The 16,058-nt window shown below is 43.7% G+C and carries 11 protein-coding genes; 3 read left to right on the top strand and 8 right to left on the bottom strand.

All coding sequences use genetic code 11. From position 1 onward, the window contains the following. Nucleotides 1-802: 802 nt before the first annotated feature. Nucleotides 803-1,072 carry a hypothetical protein gene (locus tag L2755_RS18515; protein WP_248982160.1) on the top strand — a complete coding sequence of 90 codons (270 nt, stop codon included), beginning with the start codon at nucleotides 803-805 and terminating at the stop codon, nucleotides 1,070-1,072. A 203-nt stretch (nucleotides 1,073-1,275) separates the two neighbouring features. Here the strand turns inward: L2755_RS18515 and L2755_RS18510 are convergent, their stop codons facing one another. After that, entirely contained in the window at nucleotides 1,276-1,776 is a 501-nt protein-coding gene (locus L2755_RS18510) for a VF530 family protein (protein WP_248982159.1), read from the bottom strand. A gap of 315 nt (nucleotides 1,777-2,091) precedes the next feature. On the opposite strand from L2755_RS18510, the gene L2755_RS18505 reads away from it, so the two are divergent. Continuing rightward, nucleotides 2,092-3,696, top strand: a complete 1,605-nt coding sequence (locus L2755_RS18505; RefSeq protein WP_248982161.1) for an ABC-F family ATPase — start codon at nucleotides 2,092-2,094, stop codon at nucleotides 3,694-3,696. Between the two features lie 119 nt (nucleotides 3,697-3,815). Here L2755_RS18505 and L2755_RS18500 read toward each other — a convergent pair whose 3' ends face one another. Next, nucleotides 3,816-5,729, bottom strand: coding sequence for a S9 family peptidase (locus tag L2755_RS18500; protein ID WP_248982158.1), 1,914 nt, complete (start codon nucleotides 5,727-5,729; stop codon nucleotides 3,816-3,818). 505 nt (nucleotides 5,730-6,234) lie between these two features. Beyond that, complete coding sequence (locus L2755_RS18495; RefSeq protein ID WP_248982157.1) at nucleotides 6,235-8,421, bottom strand: OsmC domain/YcaO domain-containing protein; 2,187 nt, start codon at nucleotides 8,419-8,421, stop codon at nucleotides 6,235-6,237. A 313-nt stretch (nucleotides 8,422-8,734) separates the two neighbouring features. Here L2755_RS18495 and L2755_RS18490 point away from each other — a divergent pair, with 313 nt between their 5' ends. Further along, nucleotides 8,735-9,073, top strand: coding sequence for a hypothetical protein (locus L2755_RS18490; protein ID WP_248982156.1), 339 nt, complete (start codon nucleotides 8,735-8,737; stop codon nucleotides 9,071-9,073). 451 nt (nucleotides 9,074-9,524) lie between these two features. Here the strand turns inward: L2755_RS18490 and L2755_RS18485 are convergent, their stop codons facing one another. The 5 genes from L2755_RS18485 to prpC all read right to left on the bottom strand — a co-directional run bounded on the left by L2755_RS18485 (nucleotide 9,525) and on the right by prpC (nucleotide 16,053). Then, complete coding sequence (locus L2755_RS18485) at nucleotides 9,525-9,815, bottom strand: YkgJ family cysteine cluster protein (protein WP_248982155.1); 291 nt, start codon at nucleotides 9,813-9,815, stop codon at nucleotides 9,525-9,527. A gap of 257 nt (nucleotides 9,816-10,072) precedes the next feature. Beyond that, nucleotides 10,073-10,279, bottom strand: a complete 207-nt coding sequence (locus L2755_RS18480) for a cold-shock protein (RefSeq protein WP_202284772.1) — start codon at nucleotides 10,277-10,279, stop codon at nucleotides 10,073-10,075. Between the two features lie 231 nt (nucleotides 10,280-10,510). Further along, nucleotides 10,511-11,725 carry a 2-methylaconitate cis-trans isomerase PrpF gene (gene prpF / locus L2755_RS18475; RefSeq protein WP_248982154.1) on the bottom strand — a complete coding sequence of 405 codons (1,215 nt, stop codon included), beginning with the start codon at nucleotides 11,723-11,725 and terminating at the stop codon, nucleotides 10,511-10,513. Between the two features lie 376 nt (nucleotides 11,726-12,101). After that, nucleotides 12,102-14,708 (bottom strand): Fe/S-dependent 2-methylisocitrate dehydratase AcnD, encoded by a 2,607-nt coding sequence (gene acnD / locus L2755_RS18470; protein ID WP_248982153.1) that lies wholly within the window; start codon nucleotides 14,706-14,708, stop codon nucleotides 12,102-12,104. Between the two features lie 193 nt (nucleotides 14,709-14,901). Next, nucleotides 14,902-16,053: a bifunctional 2-methylcitrate synthase/citrate synthase gene (prpC, locus tag L2755_RS18465; RefSeq protein ID WP_248982152.1), complete on the bottom strand. Its 1,152-nt coding sequence runs from the start codon at nucleotides 16,051-16,053 to the stop codon at nucleotides 14,902-14,904. Between the last annotated feature and the right edge of the window lie 5 nt (nucleotides 16,054-16,058).

Raw genomic sequence — 16,058 nt, 5'->3', positions numbered from 1 at the left:
GGGCTCATAACCCGAAGGTCGTTGGTTCAAATCCAGCTCCCGCAACCAATTCTTTATTAGTAGAATTAAAACAACTAATGCGTTCAACACGGACGCGGGATGGAGCAGTATAAAAGCTACTCGGACTCAACTTTTTAAAAGAACATGGCGAAGGTCGTTGCCCTGCTCTACAAATAGTAATCCAGCTCCCGCAACCAATTCTTTATTAGCAGAATTAAAAATAACTAATGCATTCATCAAATAGTAGGCCAGCATAAGCTGGTTTTTTTATGCCTGAAATTTAGTACTACATTTCATTGCAGATCAAGATCCAGGAATTAATTGATGGGACTGTTGCATTAATTAACTCATTGTTGCCAAATCATCATGAACTAGCGCAGTTAAAGCACTCTTCGTGCGAGTATTTTCAGTGGTTACATATTTTACTCGTTGAGACAGCACCACAAGTAACTCACTACGAACGCTATCTAATTGTTCTAATTTGACATCTATATGTTCCTTTACCCCAAAATCGTCTCACATTGCAGCCTTTTCAAGTTATATTCACTATCCACCAATTCCCATTTTACATTTATATTGACGATGACTAATGATAGACCTTCAGAGATAGGCGCATGTTGATAGGTTAGGTTAGGCGATGCAATCAAGTAACATTGCGTGACTCTGCAGTCCACAGGCAGAAACCAGCTGTCACAAAGTCCCGCAAGCGCCCTGCAAACGCCCTGCAAACTCACAATCAGCGCCGCTTGTACAACAAGAACAACGCCATATAGATCAGCGTACAATTTAAGTAGTGAAAGAAATGTTCCCCTTACACAATAACCTTGCTAACGACTCTCGTTATGCAGAAGAATTATTAAAACACCGTAATATATTGAACCCATGGATAGCAGAAAGTAATGATCTTGGGCAATATCCAGAACGTGAAGAGTCGCTAACGTTGATGCTAGGTATTTGTGGAGATACAGCGATTAACCCGGAATATGAAGCGTTAAGGAAGAAGTACCCTCAATTGTCGGGTTCTCAATACCCACTTAAGAATGCTCGATTTGAAAAAGTAGAAAAACTATAAGCACTTGATTTAAAACTCAACACCTAGCTTAATACTGTAAGCTAGGTGTTGTTCATTTTAAGCTCGCTTAATTTAGTCGCGACGGCCTCAATCTCTTCTCACTTAAAGCACATTTAATTCAAAATCACTCTGTTCGAGAATCATCAAAATTCAAAGCACTCGTGGTTGAAAAATCGAAAGTTAAAAACTGCTAACTTGATGGATTACTTACCCCAAGGGTTAGTAGGATCTTGTGACGGCGCAGGTCGATTTTTGTCTGGACGTCGGTTTTGTGCATATGAATCTTGCGCTTTCGGTTTATCATTACCGTAACGTGGGCGACTGCCTTTATTCTGCTTCATCGCTTCATAATCAGCCGTAGCTTTAACGCGCATCTCTTCTATTAACTCTATGCTTAACTCTTGCGGCTTACGTGGCACAATGCCGTCTGCAAATCCACGTTCGCGCGGCTTAAGATCAAACTGAGCTTCGCTACCTTTTGGCATACGTTTGAAGCGATAAAGATAAAAACTTTCTACACGCTCTCTTGCCCATTCCGTCTTCTTTAGGAACTTAATACACGCCGGCATATTAGGGTTAGAGTTAAAACACTCTAAACGGATCGCCGCATAGAGGATCTTCCAGTCGTAAAAATTGACAAGCTCTGTCGCCATAGTGTCAAGGCTTAAGCCGTGCAGTGGGTTGTTCTGTTGATGTTCAATCATGAGGTGTCCAAAAATCGCTGATAAGGTAGAAAAATAGTTAGCTAACTAACTAGGCCATTCACTGACGGCCACAATATTGTTGTAATAATAACAAGAAAATACCGATATCACCCGCTCAAATAGGCTAAGCCAGCCATTTTTTGTAAAAAGCGGCTAAAACTAGACAATTAATTGGCTTAAATGGATTGGTTGCTCGACATATGAGCACCTACCTCTGTATAATGCGCGGCTGTTTTACCTATGCAAACGCTTGCCCTATTTGGGGGTGGCGGTTATCTGCTTAGCTTTGAATACTTAACATTTCAGGATATTCCATTGATCTCTACCGCAAACATCACCATGCAGTTCGGCCCAGAGCCATTGTTTGAAAACATTTCCGCAAAATTCGGCAACGGTAACCGTTACGGTTTAATCGGTGCAAACGGCTGTGGTAAGTCAACCTTTATGAAGATCCTTAGTGGTGAACTTGCGCCGACCTCTGGAAACGTGTCTATCACACCAGGTCAAAAAGTCGGTACCCTAAGCCAAGACCAGTTCGCTTTTGAACAATACAGTGTTATTGATGCTGTAATTCAAGGCGATCCAAAGCTGTGGGATGTAAAACAAGAGCGTGAACGTATCTATTCTTTGCCAGAAATGAGCGAAGAAGACGGCATGAAGGTCGGCGAGCTTGAAAGTGAGTTTGCTGAAATGGACGGTTACAGCGCAGAAAGCCGCGCCGGTGAAATCCTGCTAGAAGCAGGTATTGAAGAGGAGTTTCACTTTGGCTTAATGAGCCAGGTCGCACCGGGTAAAAAACTACGAGTGTTACTGGCACAAGCTTTGTTTTCTAACCCTGATATCTTGTTACTCGATGAGCCAACCAACAACTTGGATATACATACCATTGGTTGGTTAGCAGACGAGCTCAACAAGCGTAAATGCACCATGATAATCATCTCCCATGACAGACACTTCTTAAACACTGTTTGTACGCACATGGCCGATATCGATTACGGTGAGCTGCGCGTCTACCCAGGTAACTACGAGTATTTCTTAGAAGCTGCTGGTCTTATCCAAGAGCAACTGCTTGCTGGTAACGCTAAGAAAAGTGCAGAGATGGCAGAGCTGCAAGACTTCGTAAACCGTTTTGGTGCCAACGCATCGAAAGCAAAACAAGCCAGCTCTCGAGCTAAGAAACTGGATAAAATTTCTCTTGATGATGTTAAATCATCAAGCCGTATGACACCTTCTTTACGCTTTGATGAAAGTAAGAAGATGCATCGCCAAGCGCTGGTGATTGAAGAGTTAAGCCATGGTTTCGACGGTGGTACACTATTCCAAGATGGCAACCTTATTCTAGAAGCGGGTGCAAAACTAGCGGTTATTGGTGAAAACGGCGTGGGTAAGACCACCCTCTTACGTTGCTTAGTCAATGAACTTAAGCACAACGAAGGCGTGATCAAGTGGTCTGAAAATGCCGCTATCGGTTACTGCCCACAAGACAGCACCGCTGATTTTGAAAACGACTTCACTCTGTTTGATTGGATGTCTCAGTGGCGCACACCTAAGCACAACGACCTTTCAGTTCGTGGCATGTTAGGTCGTCTACTGTTTACAGAAGACGATGCCAACAAAAAAGCACGTAACTGCTCTGGTGGTGAAAAGAACCGCTTACTGTTTGGCAAGTTGATGATGATGGATGTCAACGTACTTGTTATGGATGAGCCAACTAACCATATGGATATGGAAGCCATTGAAGCGCTAAATAATGCGCTAAAAGACTTCGAAGGCACCTTGATATTTGTCAGCCACGATAGAGAGTTTGTATCATCACTTGCGACTCATATCATCGACGTAAAAGACAAAGAGTTAATCAACTTCCATGGCTCTTTCAACGAGTACATGTCGAGCCAAGCTGAAGCGCTAGCAAATAAATAGACCTTAGTGTTAATGTAAAGCTTATAAAAAAGCCATTTGACTATTCAAATGGCTTTTTTGTTTTATCAATATCTTAACCTGCTAGCCACTGATAAAAGCTAATCAAAATGCCTAACACATTATAAATATTGATTTAAAAACTCTAGATACTTGTTTGATGCACTAATACGATTGGCTTTCTTACTGAACCCATGTCCTTCGTCATCAAAGACTAAATAGTCGACATAAGTACCGCCGGAGCGAATAGACTCAACCATCTCATCGCTTTCTATCTTTAATACTCGTGGATCATTGGCCCCTTGCACCACAAGTACAGGACTCTTTACCTGTTCACCGAAAAACACTGGCGAAATATTGTGCAAGCGCTCTTTGTCTGTCGCAGGATCGCCTAACTCGTCATAAAGACTTTTACGAAATGCTTCCCAGTATGGTGGAATGCTTTCAAGTGTACGGACCCAATTAGTGACGCCAAATATATTGATCCCGACATTAAACTCATCGGTAAATGCCATTGCAGCCATCGTTAGGTAACCACCATAACTGCCACCCATAACGCCAATTTTATCTCCATCAACCCATTCCAGTGATTGCAGGTACTTTTTGTTAAATACCACATCTTGCAGATCATCCTCACCGTGACGTTTATCATCTAGGTGGAAGAATGTTTTGCCGTAACCACTCGAGCCACGATTGTTAATTTTAATAATGGCATAGCCGTTATTGACTAAGTGCTGCACTGTGGCTGAATAACCTTTACGCGATTGCCCCCCTGGACCACCATGAATATAGATAAGCGCAGGCACTTTTTTCATTGCGGCTTGTTTAGGTTTATACAAAATAGCGGGTATTTCCACTCCATCAAAACTCTTAAACCGAACAACTTCACCCGTGACCAAATTGGCTTCCTTAATCTGCGGGTTACCACTATTAGTCAGACGTAAAATCGCCTCGCTGCCGAGCTGATGGGTATATAAATTAGACGGGGACGTGTCTGAATTGATGTAAAACACCATTGAACTTGAGTCCTTGGAAAAATTGACCCCGCGTAAATCTCCGCTTGGCAGCGTGGGCAATTTGAGCTCAGTGTCGGTTTTTAGATCGGTAATGACCAACTGAGTTTGTGCGTCGGCATTAATACCCGATATTTGAAAACGGCCATCTTTTGAAAAGTAGCTAAAACTAACGTCCCAGTCTGCTTTAGAATCTAATGCACTTTTCCCAGTAGCAAGATCATATGACCATGCCTGATTGAACTCACCAAACTCATTAGTGGCAAATAACAGCTGTTTGTTGTCTTTAGAAAACGTATAAACAGAGTAAGCCACATCGCCACTATGCTCAGTGAGTAACTTAAGTTTGTTCATTTTTAAACGAAGATCAACTAAATAGAGATCGGCATTACTATTGGAGTGGCTTTTACTCAGGGCAATGAAGCGTCCATTTGGGCTAACCCCCTCTACCCCATATCCAGACTCATTCTTAAACACCAATGTGCGGCTATAATCTGCAGTACTATATTGATATACATCGAAATATTTGGCATCTCTCTCGTTTGTTGCCACAAAGAATGATTGCTCATCTTCATGCCAAGAAATAAGCGATGCTTTTAGCCCTTCTCCCGGAGTTAAATCGACTTCCTTACCGTCGAGCTCCTGAACAAACAGATGGTTAAGTTCATCACCGCCTTTGTCAGCGCTATAAAGAAAACGTTCATCTTGGGGGAACCAAGTTTCTACAAAAATGGATTCTTTCATCGACGAGGTCAATTGCGTTGCTGTTGAGCCATCAACTGGAACGCGATAAGCATTGAAAATTCCACTTTCATCATTACTCACCAATACGGCATTACCTAGATGATTAATGGATGAGCCAAACACGCTGGTAGTTTTATAAAATTGTTCTGCGCTGTAGCTTTCAAAAGCAACGGGACTAACAGTCTCAACTTGCTGCTTAGTGTCATTCTGATTGCCACTATAACTGCAACCAGTAAGCGCGATAGCGACAATTGTCGTTGCTACGAGGGTTCTATACATTAAAATATCCTTATTCTGTCCACACGGTAAATACCATTGGTATAAATTCGTTAAAGCAACAACTTAAGGCTTTATTGATTTAAGCATAACAATGCTTAACCTAACAGCAGACGACCCCAAACGCCAACAGTGAACATGGTGACAAGATGCAGTGAATATTTAAAGAGCAATCAAGTTTCTCCGTGTATCGCTATCAAATTTCTCAATCGCGTAACGCAGGGTTACTCGAGTGCGCCCAATGCTGGATTGCTATAATCAAATGAGGTCTTGCAAGCAAAGCATCACGCAATTGGTTTGAATACTGATCAACACTGTCTTTAGTCATTTCAACGACTTCCCTAGCTTTGGTTTTAACCATTACAGTCTGTTTATTGGCAACTAAAAAGTACTACTAAGGCTTTAACTATACCCGCTGCGCAGAGACTTTAGCTCGCTCAAAATGGTGATAATAAAAAGCCCATCGAATGATGGGCTTTTTTAATGCTTAAAACAAAGGTTGATGCAACTAACTTACAGCTTTGTCTTTACGCGCTTGATGCAATTTCTTATAGCTTTCAATCAATCTCAAGTGCGGCTCAATACCTTCAAGCTTCATGCTGGTTTTTGTCAGACCAAAGAACTTAACCTCACCCGTTACCGAACCCACCACGTTTTGCATGTTCTCTTCACCGAACATTCTATTGAAGTTCCCAATAAAGTGTTCAAGCTCAAGCTCCTCATCCATGGTGACTTCAAGTACCGCATTAACCGCTTGATAGAATAAACCACGCTCAACCGTATTGTCGTTGTACTGCAAAAATTCAGCCACCAACTCCATCGCATTTTCTAACTCGCCTAGTGCCAGATAAATAAGGATCTTAAGCTCAATAATCGTTAACTGACCCCAAGCAGTATTTTCGTCAAACACAATCCCAATCAATGTCGGAATATCGGTTTGGTTATCCAGTTGACTCTCCTCTAGTCGTTCAACCAAATCAGCCAGCTCGTCATCCTCTAGAGAATGCAGATTCAAGATATCTTCACGATAATTAAGCGACTTATTAGTGTTATCCCAAATCAAATCTTCGACTGGATACACTTCAGAGTAATCTGGTACCAATATGCGACATACTGACGCACCTAACTGATCAAACTCTGCAATATAAGCTTCTTTGCCTATGTCAGCCAAGATGCTGAATAAGCTTGCTGTTTCCTCTTCATTGCTGCCAGAGAAATCCCACTCACAGAAATCATAGTCATGTTTGCTGCTAAAGAAGCGCCATGAAATAACCCCTGTAGAATCGATAAAGTGTTCTACAAAATTCTCTGGCTCAGTGACCGTCATGCTATCGAATGTCGGCTTAGGAACATCGTTTAAGCCCTCAAAACTTCGACCTTGTAACAACTCGGTCAAACTGCGCTCGACTGCGACTTCAAAGCTTGGGTGAGCACCAAACGAGGCAAATACGCCGCCAGTTCTAGGATTCATCAAGGTGACACACATTACTGGAAATTGACCACCAAGCGACGCATCTTTGACGACAACAGGGAAACCTTGTGCTTCTAGCCCAGCAATTCCGGCTAAGATCGCGGGATACTTTTCAAGCACAGCCATAGGGACATCTGGCAACACAATTTCTTGTTCAATGATCTGTCTTTTAACCGCACGCTCAAATATTTCTGATAAGCACTGCACCTTCGCTTCTGCTAGGTTATTACCCGCGCTCATGCCGTTACTTAAGAATAAGTTTTCGATTAAGTTAGACGGAAAGTAAACCGTTTCACCATCAGAGTGGCGCACATAAGGGATAGAACAAATACCACGCTCTGTCATGCCAGAGTTAGTGTCGATAAGATTAGAACCTGCAAGTTCATCGTCTGGATTGTATATCTCTAAACAATGCTGATCCAAAATGCCTGCAGGTAGTGAATCATCCTCTTCTAACGCAAACCATTTTTCATTTGGATAATGGACAAACTCGCTGTTTGCAATCTCCTCACCGAAGAATTGATCGTTATAGAAGAAGTTACAGTTTAGTCGTTCAATAAACTCACCAAGCGCTGAACAAAGTGCACTCTCTTTGGTTGCACCTTTACCATTGGTAAAACACATTGGCGATGCTGCATCACGAATGTGCAAAGACCAAACATTAGGCACAATATTGCGCCATGACGATATTTCTATCTTCATGCCTAATTCGGCAAGCATGCTAGTCATATTCGAAATCGTTTGCTCAAGCGGTAAATCTTTACCCAAAATGTAGGTACTTGCATCGCTATCGGCTTGAGCCATCAACATCGCATTTGCGTCTTCGTCGAGATTTTCAACCGTTTCGATTTTAAACTCTGGCCCCGTCTGCACCACTTTCTTTACCGTACAACGGTCGATCGAACGAAGAATACCGGTCCTGTCTTTGTCGGAGATATCCCCAGGTAGCTCAACCTGAATTTGAAATATTTGGTTGTAGCGGTCTTCAGGATCCACAATGTTGTTTTGCGACAGTCTGATATTTTCCGTTGGAATATCTCGAGCCTTACAGTACACCTTGATAAAATAGGCTGCACATAGCGCTGATGATGCTAAGAAGTAATCAAATGGGCTAGGGGCTGAACCATCGCCTTTGTAACGAATTGGCTGGTCTGCAGTGACGGTAAAGTCATCAAACTTTGCTTCAAGTCTGAGGTTGTCGAGAAAGTTAACTTTGATTTCCATTGAATTGTGTCCAGAGTCGTGCGCTGTCAATCGGCTAGCGTGCCTTAATGTAGAGAATTATCGGTGTTTTTTAGGCAATAGTCTTGGGTTAATTACCTAAATGGCTTAATTAGGCTTTTTTAAGTGACTGTACACACAAAACCAAACACCACTTTAGCTTGTTAATAGTTTAGCTGGTACCGGTCACATCCATGACTTTACAACTTATGCTAGCCTACAGCTCAACGCATAAGCAGATTTCAAGTGACAAATTTGCTCCGTAATATCATCTAGATATCAAAACCATAGATGCAATAAGTATAGGATTGAAGTAATGAAAAAAATCGTACTCGCAAGTTTAATCAGTTGTCTTTTTGCAGGTTCAGCAGTCGCTAAGAATCTTGAACCGGAAGCCGCTATTGGTATGGCAAGTTTAATGATTTGCACCACATTCTACAGTGAGAATGACATGCAAATAGAAGGCACTATTGTAGGACAGTCGATGATGTCGCATAAAAACGCAGGCATTGAAGAGATGACAATGTCCGAAAGCACAAATAAACAGCTAGAAGCTTATATGGCTAAATTCAAAGCAGCAAGCAAACAACAAAAAGCTCAACTCTGTGATCAAGCGATAGAATTTGCGCGAAATAGTGATTTTGTGAATCAATAGCAAAAATTCAATACAGTAGCGGTAACCTCTTGCAGTTATCTCGCTCAAGTCATCTTCATTAGTTGCACATCAAAGAAGCGATATGGTCTTTATCTATACATTCCCATTAGTTAAAGATGCCCTGATAGCGCTAGCCCTATCAATTGTCCTTCTATAAGGCCATACTAAAGCTGTTATTGACTGAATTGGCTTTTATACTAAAAGTCTCTGGTTGCTACAGTCCTTAGGTTGGTTCAAGCTGACTTTTGGTCTATCACGTAAGAAGGTGGAATGTATTATGAGTAAAGGACAAGACAGTAAAAAAGCTGTAAAAAAACAGCCGCTTTTAACTGCAAAAGAAAAGAAAGCTGCTAAGGCTGCGAAAAAAGCAGCGCCTAAATCTTCAGCGATGTAAGCAGCAATATGGCCGTCTAAATTTCACGATGGCCATTATTTTTTTGTAGATATAACGCTACAGCATTGCTTCTCTTTCAACACCACATTCATAAGATGCCATTTCGAATTCTCTACAAACCCAAGGGCGATTCTCATAAATGGAACACATCAGTGTCTCACGGTCTAACGCAGCGCACCAACCATCCTCTAAACGCAACATCGTTTCGCCGCCCCAATTATCGACAGCAATATGCTCTTCAGGAACACCTGTATCGGTAAGGAGAAACACCTCTAAACGGCAGCAGCAGGCCTGACAGTTTGAACAGGTGATTTCGGTTTCCGGTACATTTTTAATATTTATCGTCATGGCTGTCATCAAATAGAATAATTGCGCATTTTACCTCAAGTAAAGTAAATTTGAAATTGACTTTATTAGCCTGTGACACTGGCTCGGATTGAGATACAACGTAAGAAGTGTATTACGGGTGGGAAACACAATACACAACCTGCGGGCATTCTGACATCAATATTGGCTATGTCATCAGCTGCTTTTACGCTTGGTAAATTGTGAAGAGAAGCGGTACTCAAACGACTGTTTAAAGTCCCGCTTATCGTACTGACAACTTAAAGAGGGACAACTTTATTAGCACAAGGCCCTTTTTGACCTTGGCCAACTTCAAATTCAACAGCTTGACCATCATTTAGTGTTGCGTAATCACCACCACTTTGAATTTCTGAATGGTGCACAAAAAGATCTTTACTACCATCTTCAGGTGTTATAAATCCAAAACCTTTATCCGCGTTGAACCACTTTACAATACCTTTACTCATATTATTCTCTTTAGTTTAATTGTGCTAAGTCATAGCAATAAATTGCCCTTACATTATAACTCAATAATGGAATACACAAATATTAGTGTCTCGCCTTATGTCTAGGTTCAGCGGATTAAGCATGCTCAATCGCGTAATTAGTCCTGTATAGCCGTGCGCCCTGTCGCCGCGGTTGAGACATATCGTCGGTATATTACATTTCGATTAGATCCGCTGATGGTATGAATGGCTTCAAATATAATCTGATAGAGTGTCAGATGGCACCCTCACCCAACCTTCCATCAGTACCCGAGCGCTACGACTCATCACAGCTTTGTTTACCTTCCATTGCCCTTCAACAAGGCTAGCTTGTGCACCCACTTTTAAGGTACCTGATGGATGGCCAAAGAGCACAGATCCACGCTCTACGTTACCCGCAGCGATACTCACCAGCGTGCCTGGTATTGCTGCCGCGGTACCGATCGCCACCGCAGCGGTGCCCATCATCGCGTGATGCAGTTTACCCATAGACAACGCTCGCACGTTTAGATCAATATCGCCTTTAGCAATCGCTTTACCACTTGATGAGGTGTAATCAATAGGCTCTGCAACGATGGCAACCTTAGGAGTATGTTGGCGAGCCGCGGCTTCATCAATATGGCTTATCAGTCCCATCTGCACAGCGCCATAAGCACGGATAGCCTCAAACATGGTTAACGCGTTAGCGTCACTGTTTATCGCCTCTTGCAGCTCAGCGCCGCTGTAGCCGAGATCTTTTGCGTTAACAAACACCGTCGGAATACCTGCATTGATCATGGTGGCTTTTAGCATGCCTGCAGGAACGACATCGGTGGGTAACATTAAGTCATCGACTAAATTACCGGTTGGAAACATTGCCCCTTCGCCATCGGCGGGATCGATAAACTCCACAATGACTTCTGCTGCTAGAAACGTGACGCCATCGAGTTCAAAGTCGCCAGTTTCTTGGACTTCGCCATTGGAGATCGGCACGTGGGCAATAATGGTTTTGCTGATATTCTTCTGCCAGATCCTAACCACTGCAATACCATTTTCAGGTACTCGGCTGCTCTCCACCAATCCACTGCTGATGGCAAACGAACCAACAGCGGCTGACAAATTGCCGCAATTACCGCTCCAATCGACAAATGCTTTATCGATAGCGACTTGCCCAAAAAGATAATCGACATCGTGATCAGCTTGCGTGCTCTTTGCTACGATCACTGTTTTACTGGTACTTGAGGTTGCCCCGCCCATACCATCGGTTTGCTTGCCGTAAGGATCGGGGCTGCCGATGACGCGAAGTAACAATGAGTCTCTGGCTTTACCTGCAACCTGCGCTGCTAAGGGAAGATCGGTGAGATTGAAAAACACGCCTTTACTGGTGCCGCCACGCATATAAGTCGCTGGCACTTTAATCTGGGGTAAATGTACTTTTTTGTTTGTCATATGAGATTACCGTTAAATTGCTTTATTTTTATAGCGTCACTAGCTTCAGAATGAGATTAGATTATTACCAATAAGCCTAACGACCTTTAACACCACTGAACAATACCAATTCACACAGACCTTGTTATGCGAACACTTTTCTAGCGGCTTAACAAATAGCTAATTTAATATTGCCACGAAGATGAGCTTTGGTGACAAGGCGAAATTTCAGTCCCCTGAAATGCACTGAGCGCAAGATAAGGATATCGAGCTGGCATTTCAACAGGGACGTTCTTGGTCACCGCAGAGCCTACAAGGATGTACTTGCGGCGTCTCATCAACGTGGCAATATGTGTATGCTATATTGCTGTAGCATCTTAATTAAGCTAATGATCCTTTAATTAACTGAAGACTCTAAAAAGTCTTGAGCAAAGCGCTGTAACATACCGCCCGCTTCATAGATAGATACCTCTTCAGCAGTGTCCAAGCGACACTTAACGGCTATTTCAGCGGTATCACCACTCTTACGGGTCATAATCACGGTAAGCGCAGCTCCTGGTGTGCGCTCGCCAATCACGTCATAAGTTTCCGTACCATCGATTTGATAGGTGTGACGGTTTTCGCCCTTGGTGAATTCAAGCGGCAGTACGCCCATACCGACAAGGTTGGTACGGTGGATCCGCTCGAAGCCTTCAGCGACAATCACTTCAACACCCGCTAGACGAACCCCTTTTGCTGCCCAGTCGCGGCTAGAACCTTGACCATAGTCTGCACCAGCAATGATGATCAGCGGCTGTTTACGCGCCATGTAGGTCTCAATCGCTTCCCACATGCGTGACTCGGTGCCTTCAGGCTCAATCCGCGCATAAGATCCCTGTTTCACTTCAACGGCACCGGTTTTGCCTAAGTGGGTCACCATCTCGTTAAACAGTTTTGGGTTAGCAAAGGTGGCACGCTGCGCGGTTAAATGGTCGCCGCGGTGGGTTGCATAAGAATTGAAGTCAACTTCTGGCAGACCCATTTTGTCTAGGTATGCCCCCGCCGCGCTGTCGAGCATGATGGCGTTTGAAGGCGATAGATGATCGGTAGTGATATTGTCACCAAGCACAGCTAACGGACGCATGCCTTTCATTTTTCGCTCACCCGCTAATGCCCCATCCCAATAGGGAGGACGGCGAATATAGGTGCTCTGTGGGCGCCAGTTATACTGCGGATCATTATCAGCGCCATATTCGACTTTAATATCAAACATTGGCTCGTAGACTTTTCGGAACTGCTCAGGCTTAACGCTCTTTGCAATAACCGCATCAATCTCTTCATCCGATGGCCACAGATCTTTAAGCAGAATATCATTGCCGTTGGCATCAGTACCCAGCACGTCTTTTTCGATATCAAATCGAATCGTACCCGCTATCGCGTAGGCAACAACCAATGGCGGTGACGCTAAAAATGCTTGTTTGGCATAGGGGTGGATTCGGCCGTCAAAATTACGGTTACCTGAAAGTACTGCGGTGGTGTACAAATCGCGTTCAATCACTTCTTGTTGAATAACCGGGTCAAGCGCGCCGCTCATGCCATTACACGTGGTGCAGGCAAATCCGACAATACCAAAACCCAAAGCTTCAAGTTCTGTTAGCAAATTGGCGTCTTCAAGGTATAATTGTACTGTTTTTGAGCCCGGTGCCAATGAGGTTTTAACCCAAGGTTTACGGGTTAAACCTTTAGCATTTGCGTTACGCGCAAGCAGACCCGCTGCAATGACGTTACGTGGATTAGAGGTGTTGGTACAGCTGGTAATAGCCGCAATAATACAAGCGCCATCAGGCATTAAGCCTGCTTCATTTTCTACCACGCCACTGATGCCTTTTGCGGCTAAGTCACTGGTTGAGACACGGCGATGTGGGTTCGATGGTCCGGCAATATTACGCCCGACACTGGATAGGTCAAAACGCAGCACACGCTCATATTGTGCACCTTTTAAACTGTCAGCCCAAAGACCTGTTGTTTTGGCGTAAGTTTCAACCAGCTTAACTTGCTTATCGTCACGGCCAGTCAGCTTTAGATAATCGATGGTTTTGTCATCGATATAAAACATGGCTGCAGTGGCGCCAAATTCAGGTGTCATGTTGGAGATCGTTGCACGATCGCCAAGGGTTAAGTTTGCAGCACCTTCGCCATAAAATTCAAGATAGGTCGAAACAACCTTCTCATTACGTAAAAATTCAGTAATGGCTAACACGATATCAGTGGCAGTAATGCCATCTTGGCGTTTACCCACCAGCTCAACACCGACAATATCTGGCAAACGCATATAAGACGGACGACCGAGCATGACGCTTTCGGCCTCTAAACCGCCAACACCAATGGCGATAACGCCTAACGCATCAACGTGCGGTGTATGGCTGTCGGTACCCACTAAGGTATCAGGAAACGCGACACCTTCTCGCGCTTGCACTACTGGCGACATCTTTTCTAAGTTGATTTGATGCATGATGCCGTTACCCGGCTGGATCACATCAATATTCTTAAACGCTGTTTTAGTCCAGTTGATAAAGTGAAAGCGGTCGTCGTTACGTCGGTCTTCTATGGCGCGATTTTTCTCAAAGGCATCTTTCTCAAAACCTGCGTGTTCAACCGCTAAGGAGTGATCAACGATCAACTGCGTTGGCACCACTGGATTCACTTTTGACGGATCGCCACCTTTATCAGCAATAGCATCACGTAGGCCGGCTAAATCAACCAATGCAGTTTGACCTAAAATGTCGTGGCACACTACGCGAGCGGGATACCAAGGAAAATCCAAATCACGCTTACGCTCGATGATCTGCTTGAGGCAATCGGTTAAGATTTCAGGATCACAGCGACGCACAAGGTTCTCGGCATAGACGCGAGAGCTATAAGGCAGTTTGCTATAGCTGCCAGGACTAATGGCGTTGACGGCAGCTTCGGTATCAAAATAATCTAAATCAGTACCGGGTAACGATTTACGGTAAGTCGTATTCATAACGTGTTCCACTTTAAAAATAAAATATTTTGGCTCGAAGATTGGAAGTTCTAGCCTCGAGTATTAGAGGTTCTAGGTTCTAGCTCGGCAAAAAACTATCATCAACCTTTTAGTACACCTAAATATATTTATTTATTAACAACTAAAGTAACTTTAAGGCAGTTATTCACTGCCCTAAAACTAATTGCCGTGATTACCTTTCACTAATAGGTGCAACCTGACGCGGTTCGCTACCGGTGTAATCCGCACTTGGGCGAATAATACGGTTGTTAGTGCGCTGCTCCATCACATGTGCAGCCCAGCCCGTTAGACGTGAGCAGACGAAAATCGGGGTAAACAACTTAGTTGGAATGCCCATAAAGTGATAAGCCGATGCATGGAAAAAATCAGCGTTACAGAACAGTTTCTTGCTATCCCACATAAACTCTTCACACGCGACAGAGATGTCATACAGCGACGTATCACCATTCTCGTTAGCCAACTTCTCAGACCATGCTTTAATGATAACGTTACGTGGATCAGAGGTACGGTAGATAGCATGACCAAAGCCCATGATCTTCTCTTTACGTGCCAGCATGCCCGCCATCTGCTCTTTAGCATCGCTTGGCGAGCTGAACGTTTGGATCATGTCCATTGCGGCTTCGTTGGCGCCGCCATGTAGTGGTCCACGCAAAGTACCGATAGCCCCTGTAATGCACGAGTACATGTCTGACAAGGTTGATGCGCAAACACGTGCGGTAAAGGTTGATGCGTTAAATTCATGCTCAGCATAAAGAATAAGTGATACATCCATAACACGGCGATGCTGCTCTGACGGTGCTTTGCCATTAAGCAGGTGTAAGAAGTGACCACCGATAGACTCTTCATCAGTAACACAATCTATCTCTACGCCTTCATGAGAGAACTTGTACCAGTAACACATGATGGCCGGGAACGCGGCTAATAGGCGGTTTGTTGAGGCATTCTGCTCACTAAAGTCATTTTCTGGCTCTAGGTTACCTAAAAATGAACAACCGGTACGCATCACATCCATAGGATGAGCATCAGCAGGAATACGCTGCAGTACTTCTTTCAGTGCTTGTGGAAGATCGCGCAGGGCGAAAAGCTCAGTTTTATAGTGATCAAGTTGTGTTTGGTTTGGTAACTCACCGTTAAACAGTAGGTAAGCTACCTCTTCAAACGTGGCATTTTCGCTTAAGTCTGATATATCGTAACCACAATAAGTCAGTCCCGATCCAGACTGACCTACGGTACAAAGTGTTGTCTCACCTGCACTTTGGCCACGTAGACCTGCACCGCTCAACTTCTTGTCTACTTGCTTATCTATGTGTTTAGTATCGCCCATGACTG

It is taken from the genome of Shewanella abyssi (assembly GCF_023284025.1).
Lineage (GTDB): Bacteria > Pseudomonadota > Gammaproteobacteria > Enterobacterales > Shewanellaceae > Shewanella > Shewanella abyssi.
The sequence above is the reverse complement of the archived record's forward strand: the minus strand, read 5'-3'. Positions and strand labels throughout refer to the sequence as shown.

What these genes read in the sequence shown, in the direction of transcription:
- L2755_RS18515 (WP_248982160.1), top strand. Translation starts at nt 803, where the DNA reads ATGTTCCCCTTACACAATAACCTTGCTAACGACTCTCGTTATGCAGAA.
- L2755_RS18510 (WP_248982159.1), bottom strand. Translation starts at nt 1,776, where the DNA reads ATGATTGAACATCAACAGAACAACCCACTGCACGGCTTAAGCCTTGAC.
- L2755_RS18500 (WP_248982158.1), bottom strand. Translation starts at nt 5,729, where the DNA reads ATGTATAGAACCCTCGTAGCAACGACAATTGTCGCTATCGCGCTTACT.
- L2755_RS18495 (WP_248982157.1), bottom strand. Translation starts at nt 8,421, where the DNA reads ATGGAAATCAAAGTTAACTTTCTCGACAACCTCAGACTTGAAGCAAAG.
- L2755_RS18490 (WP_248982156.1), top strand. Translation starts at nt 8,735, where the DNA reads ATGAAAAAAATCGTACTCGCAAGTTTAATCAGTTGTCTTTTTGCAGGT.
- L2755_RS18485 (WP_248982155.1), bottom strand. Translation starts at nt 9,815, where the DNA reads ATGACGATAAATATTAAAAATGTACCGGAAACCGAAATCACCTGTTCA.
- L2755_RS18480 (WP_202284772.1), bottom strand. Translation starts at nt 10,279, where the DNA reads ATGAGTAAAGGTATTGTAAAGTGGTTCAACGCGGATAAAGGTTTTGGA.
- prpF (WP_248982154.1), bottom strand. Translation starts at nt 11,725, where the DNA reads ATGACAAACAAAAAAGTACATTTACCCCAGATTAAAGTGCCAGCGACT.
- acnD (WP_248982153.1), bottom strand. Translation starts at nt 14,708, where the DNA reads ATGAATACGACTTACCGTAAATCGTTACCCGGTACTGATTTAGATTAT.
- prpC (WP_248982152.1), bottom strand. Translation starts at nt 16,053, where the DNA reads ATGGGCGATACTAAACACATAGATAAGCAAGTAGACAAGAAGTTGAGC.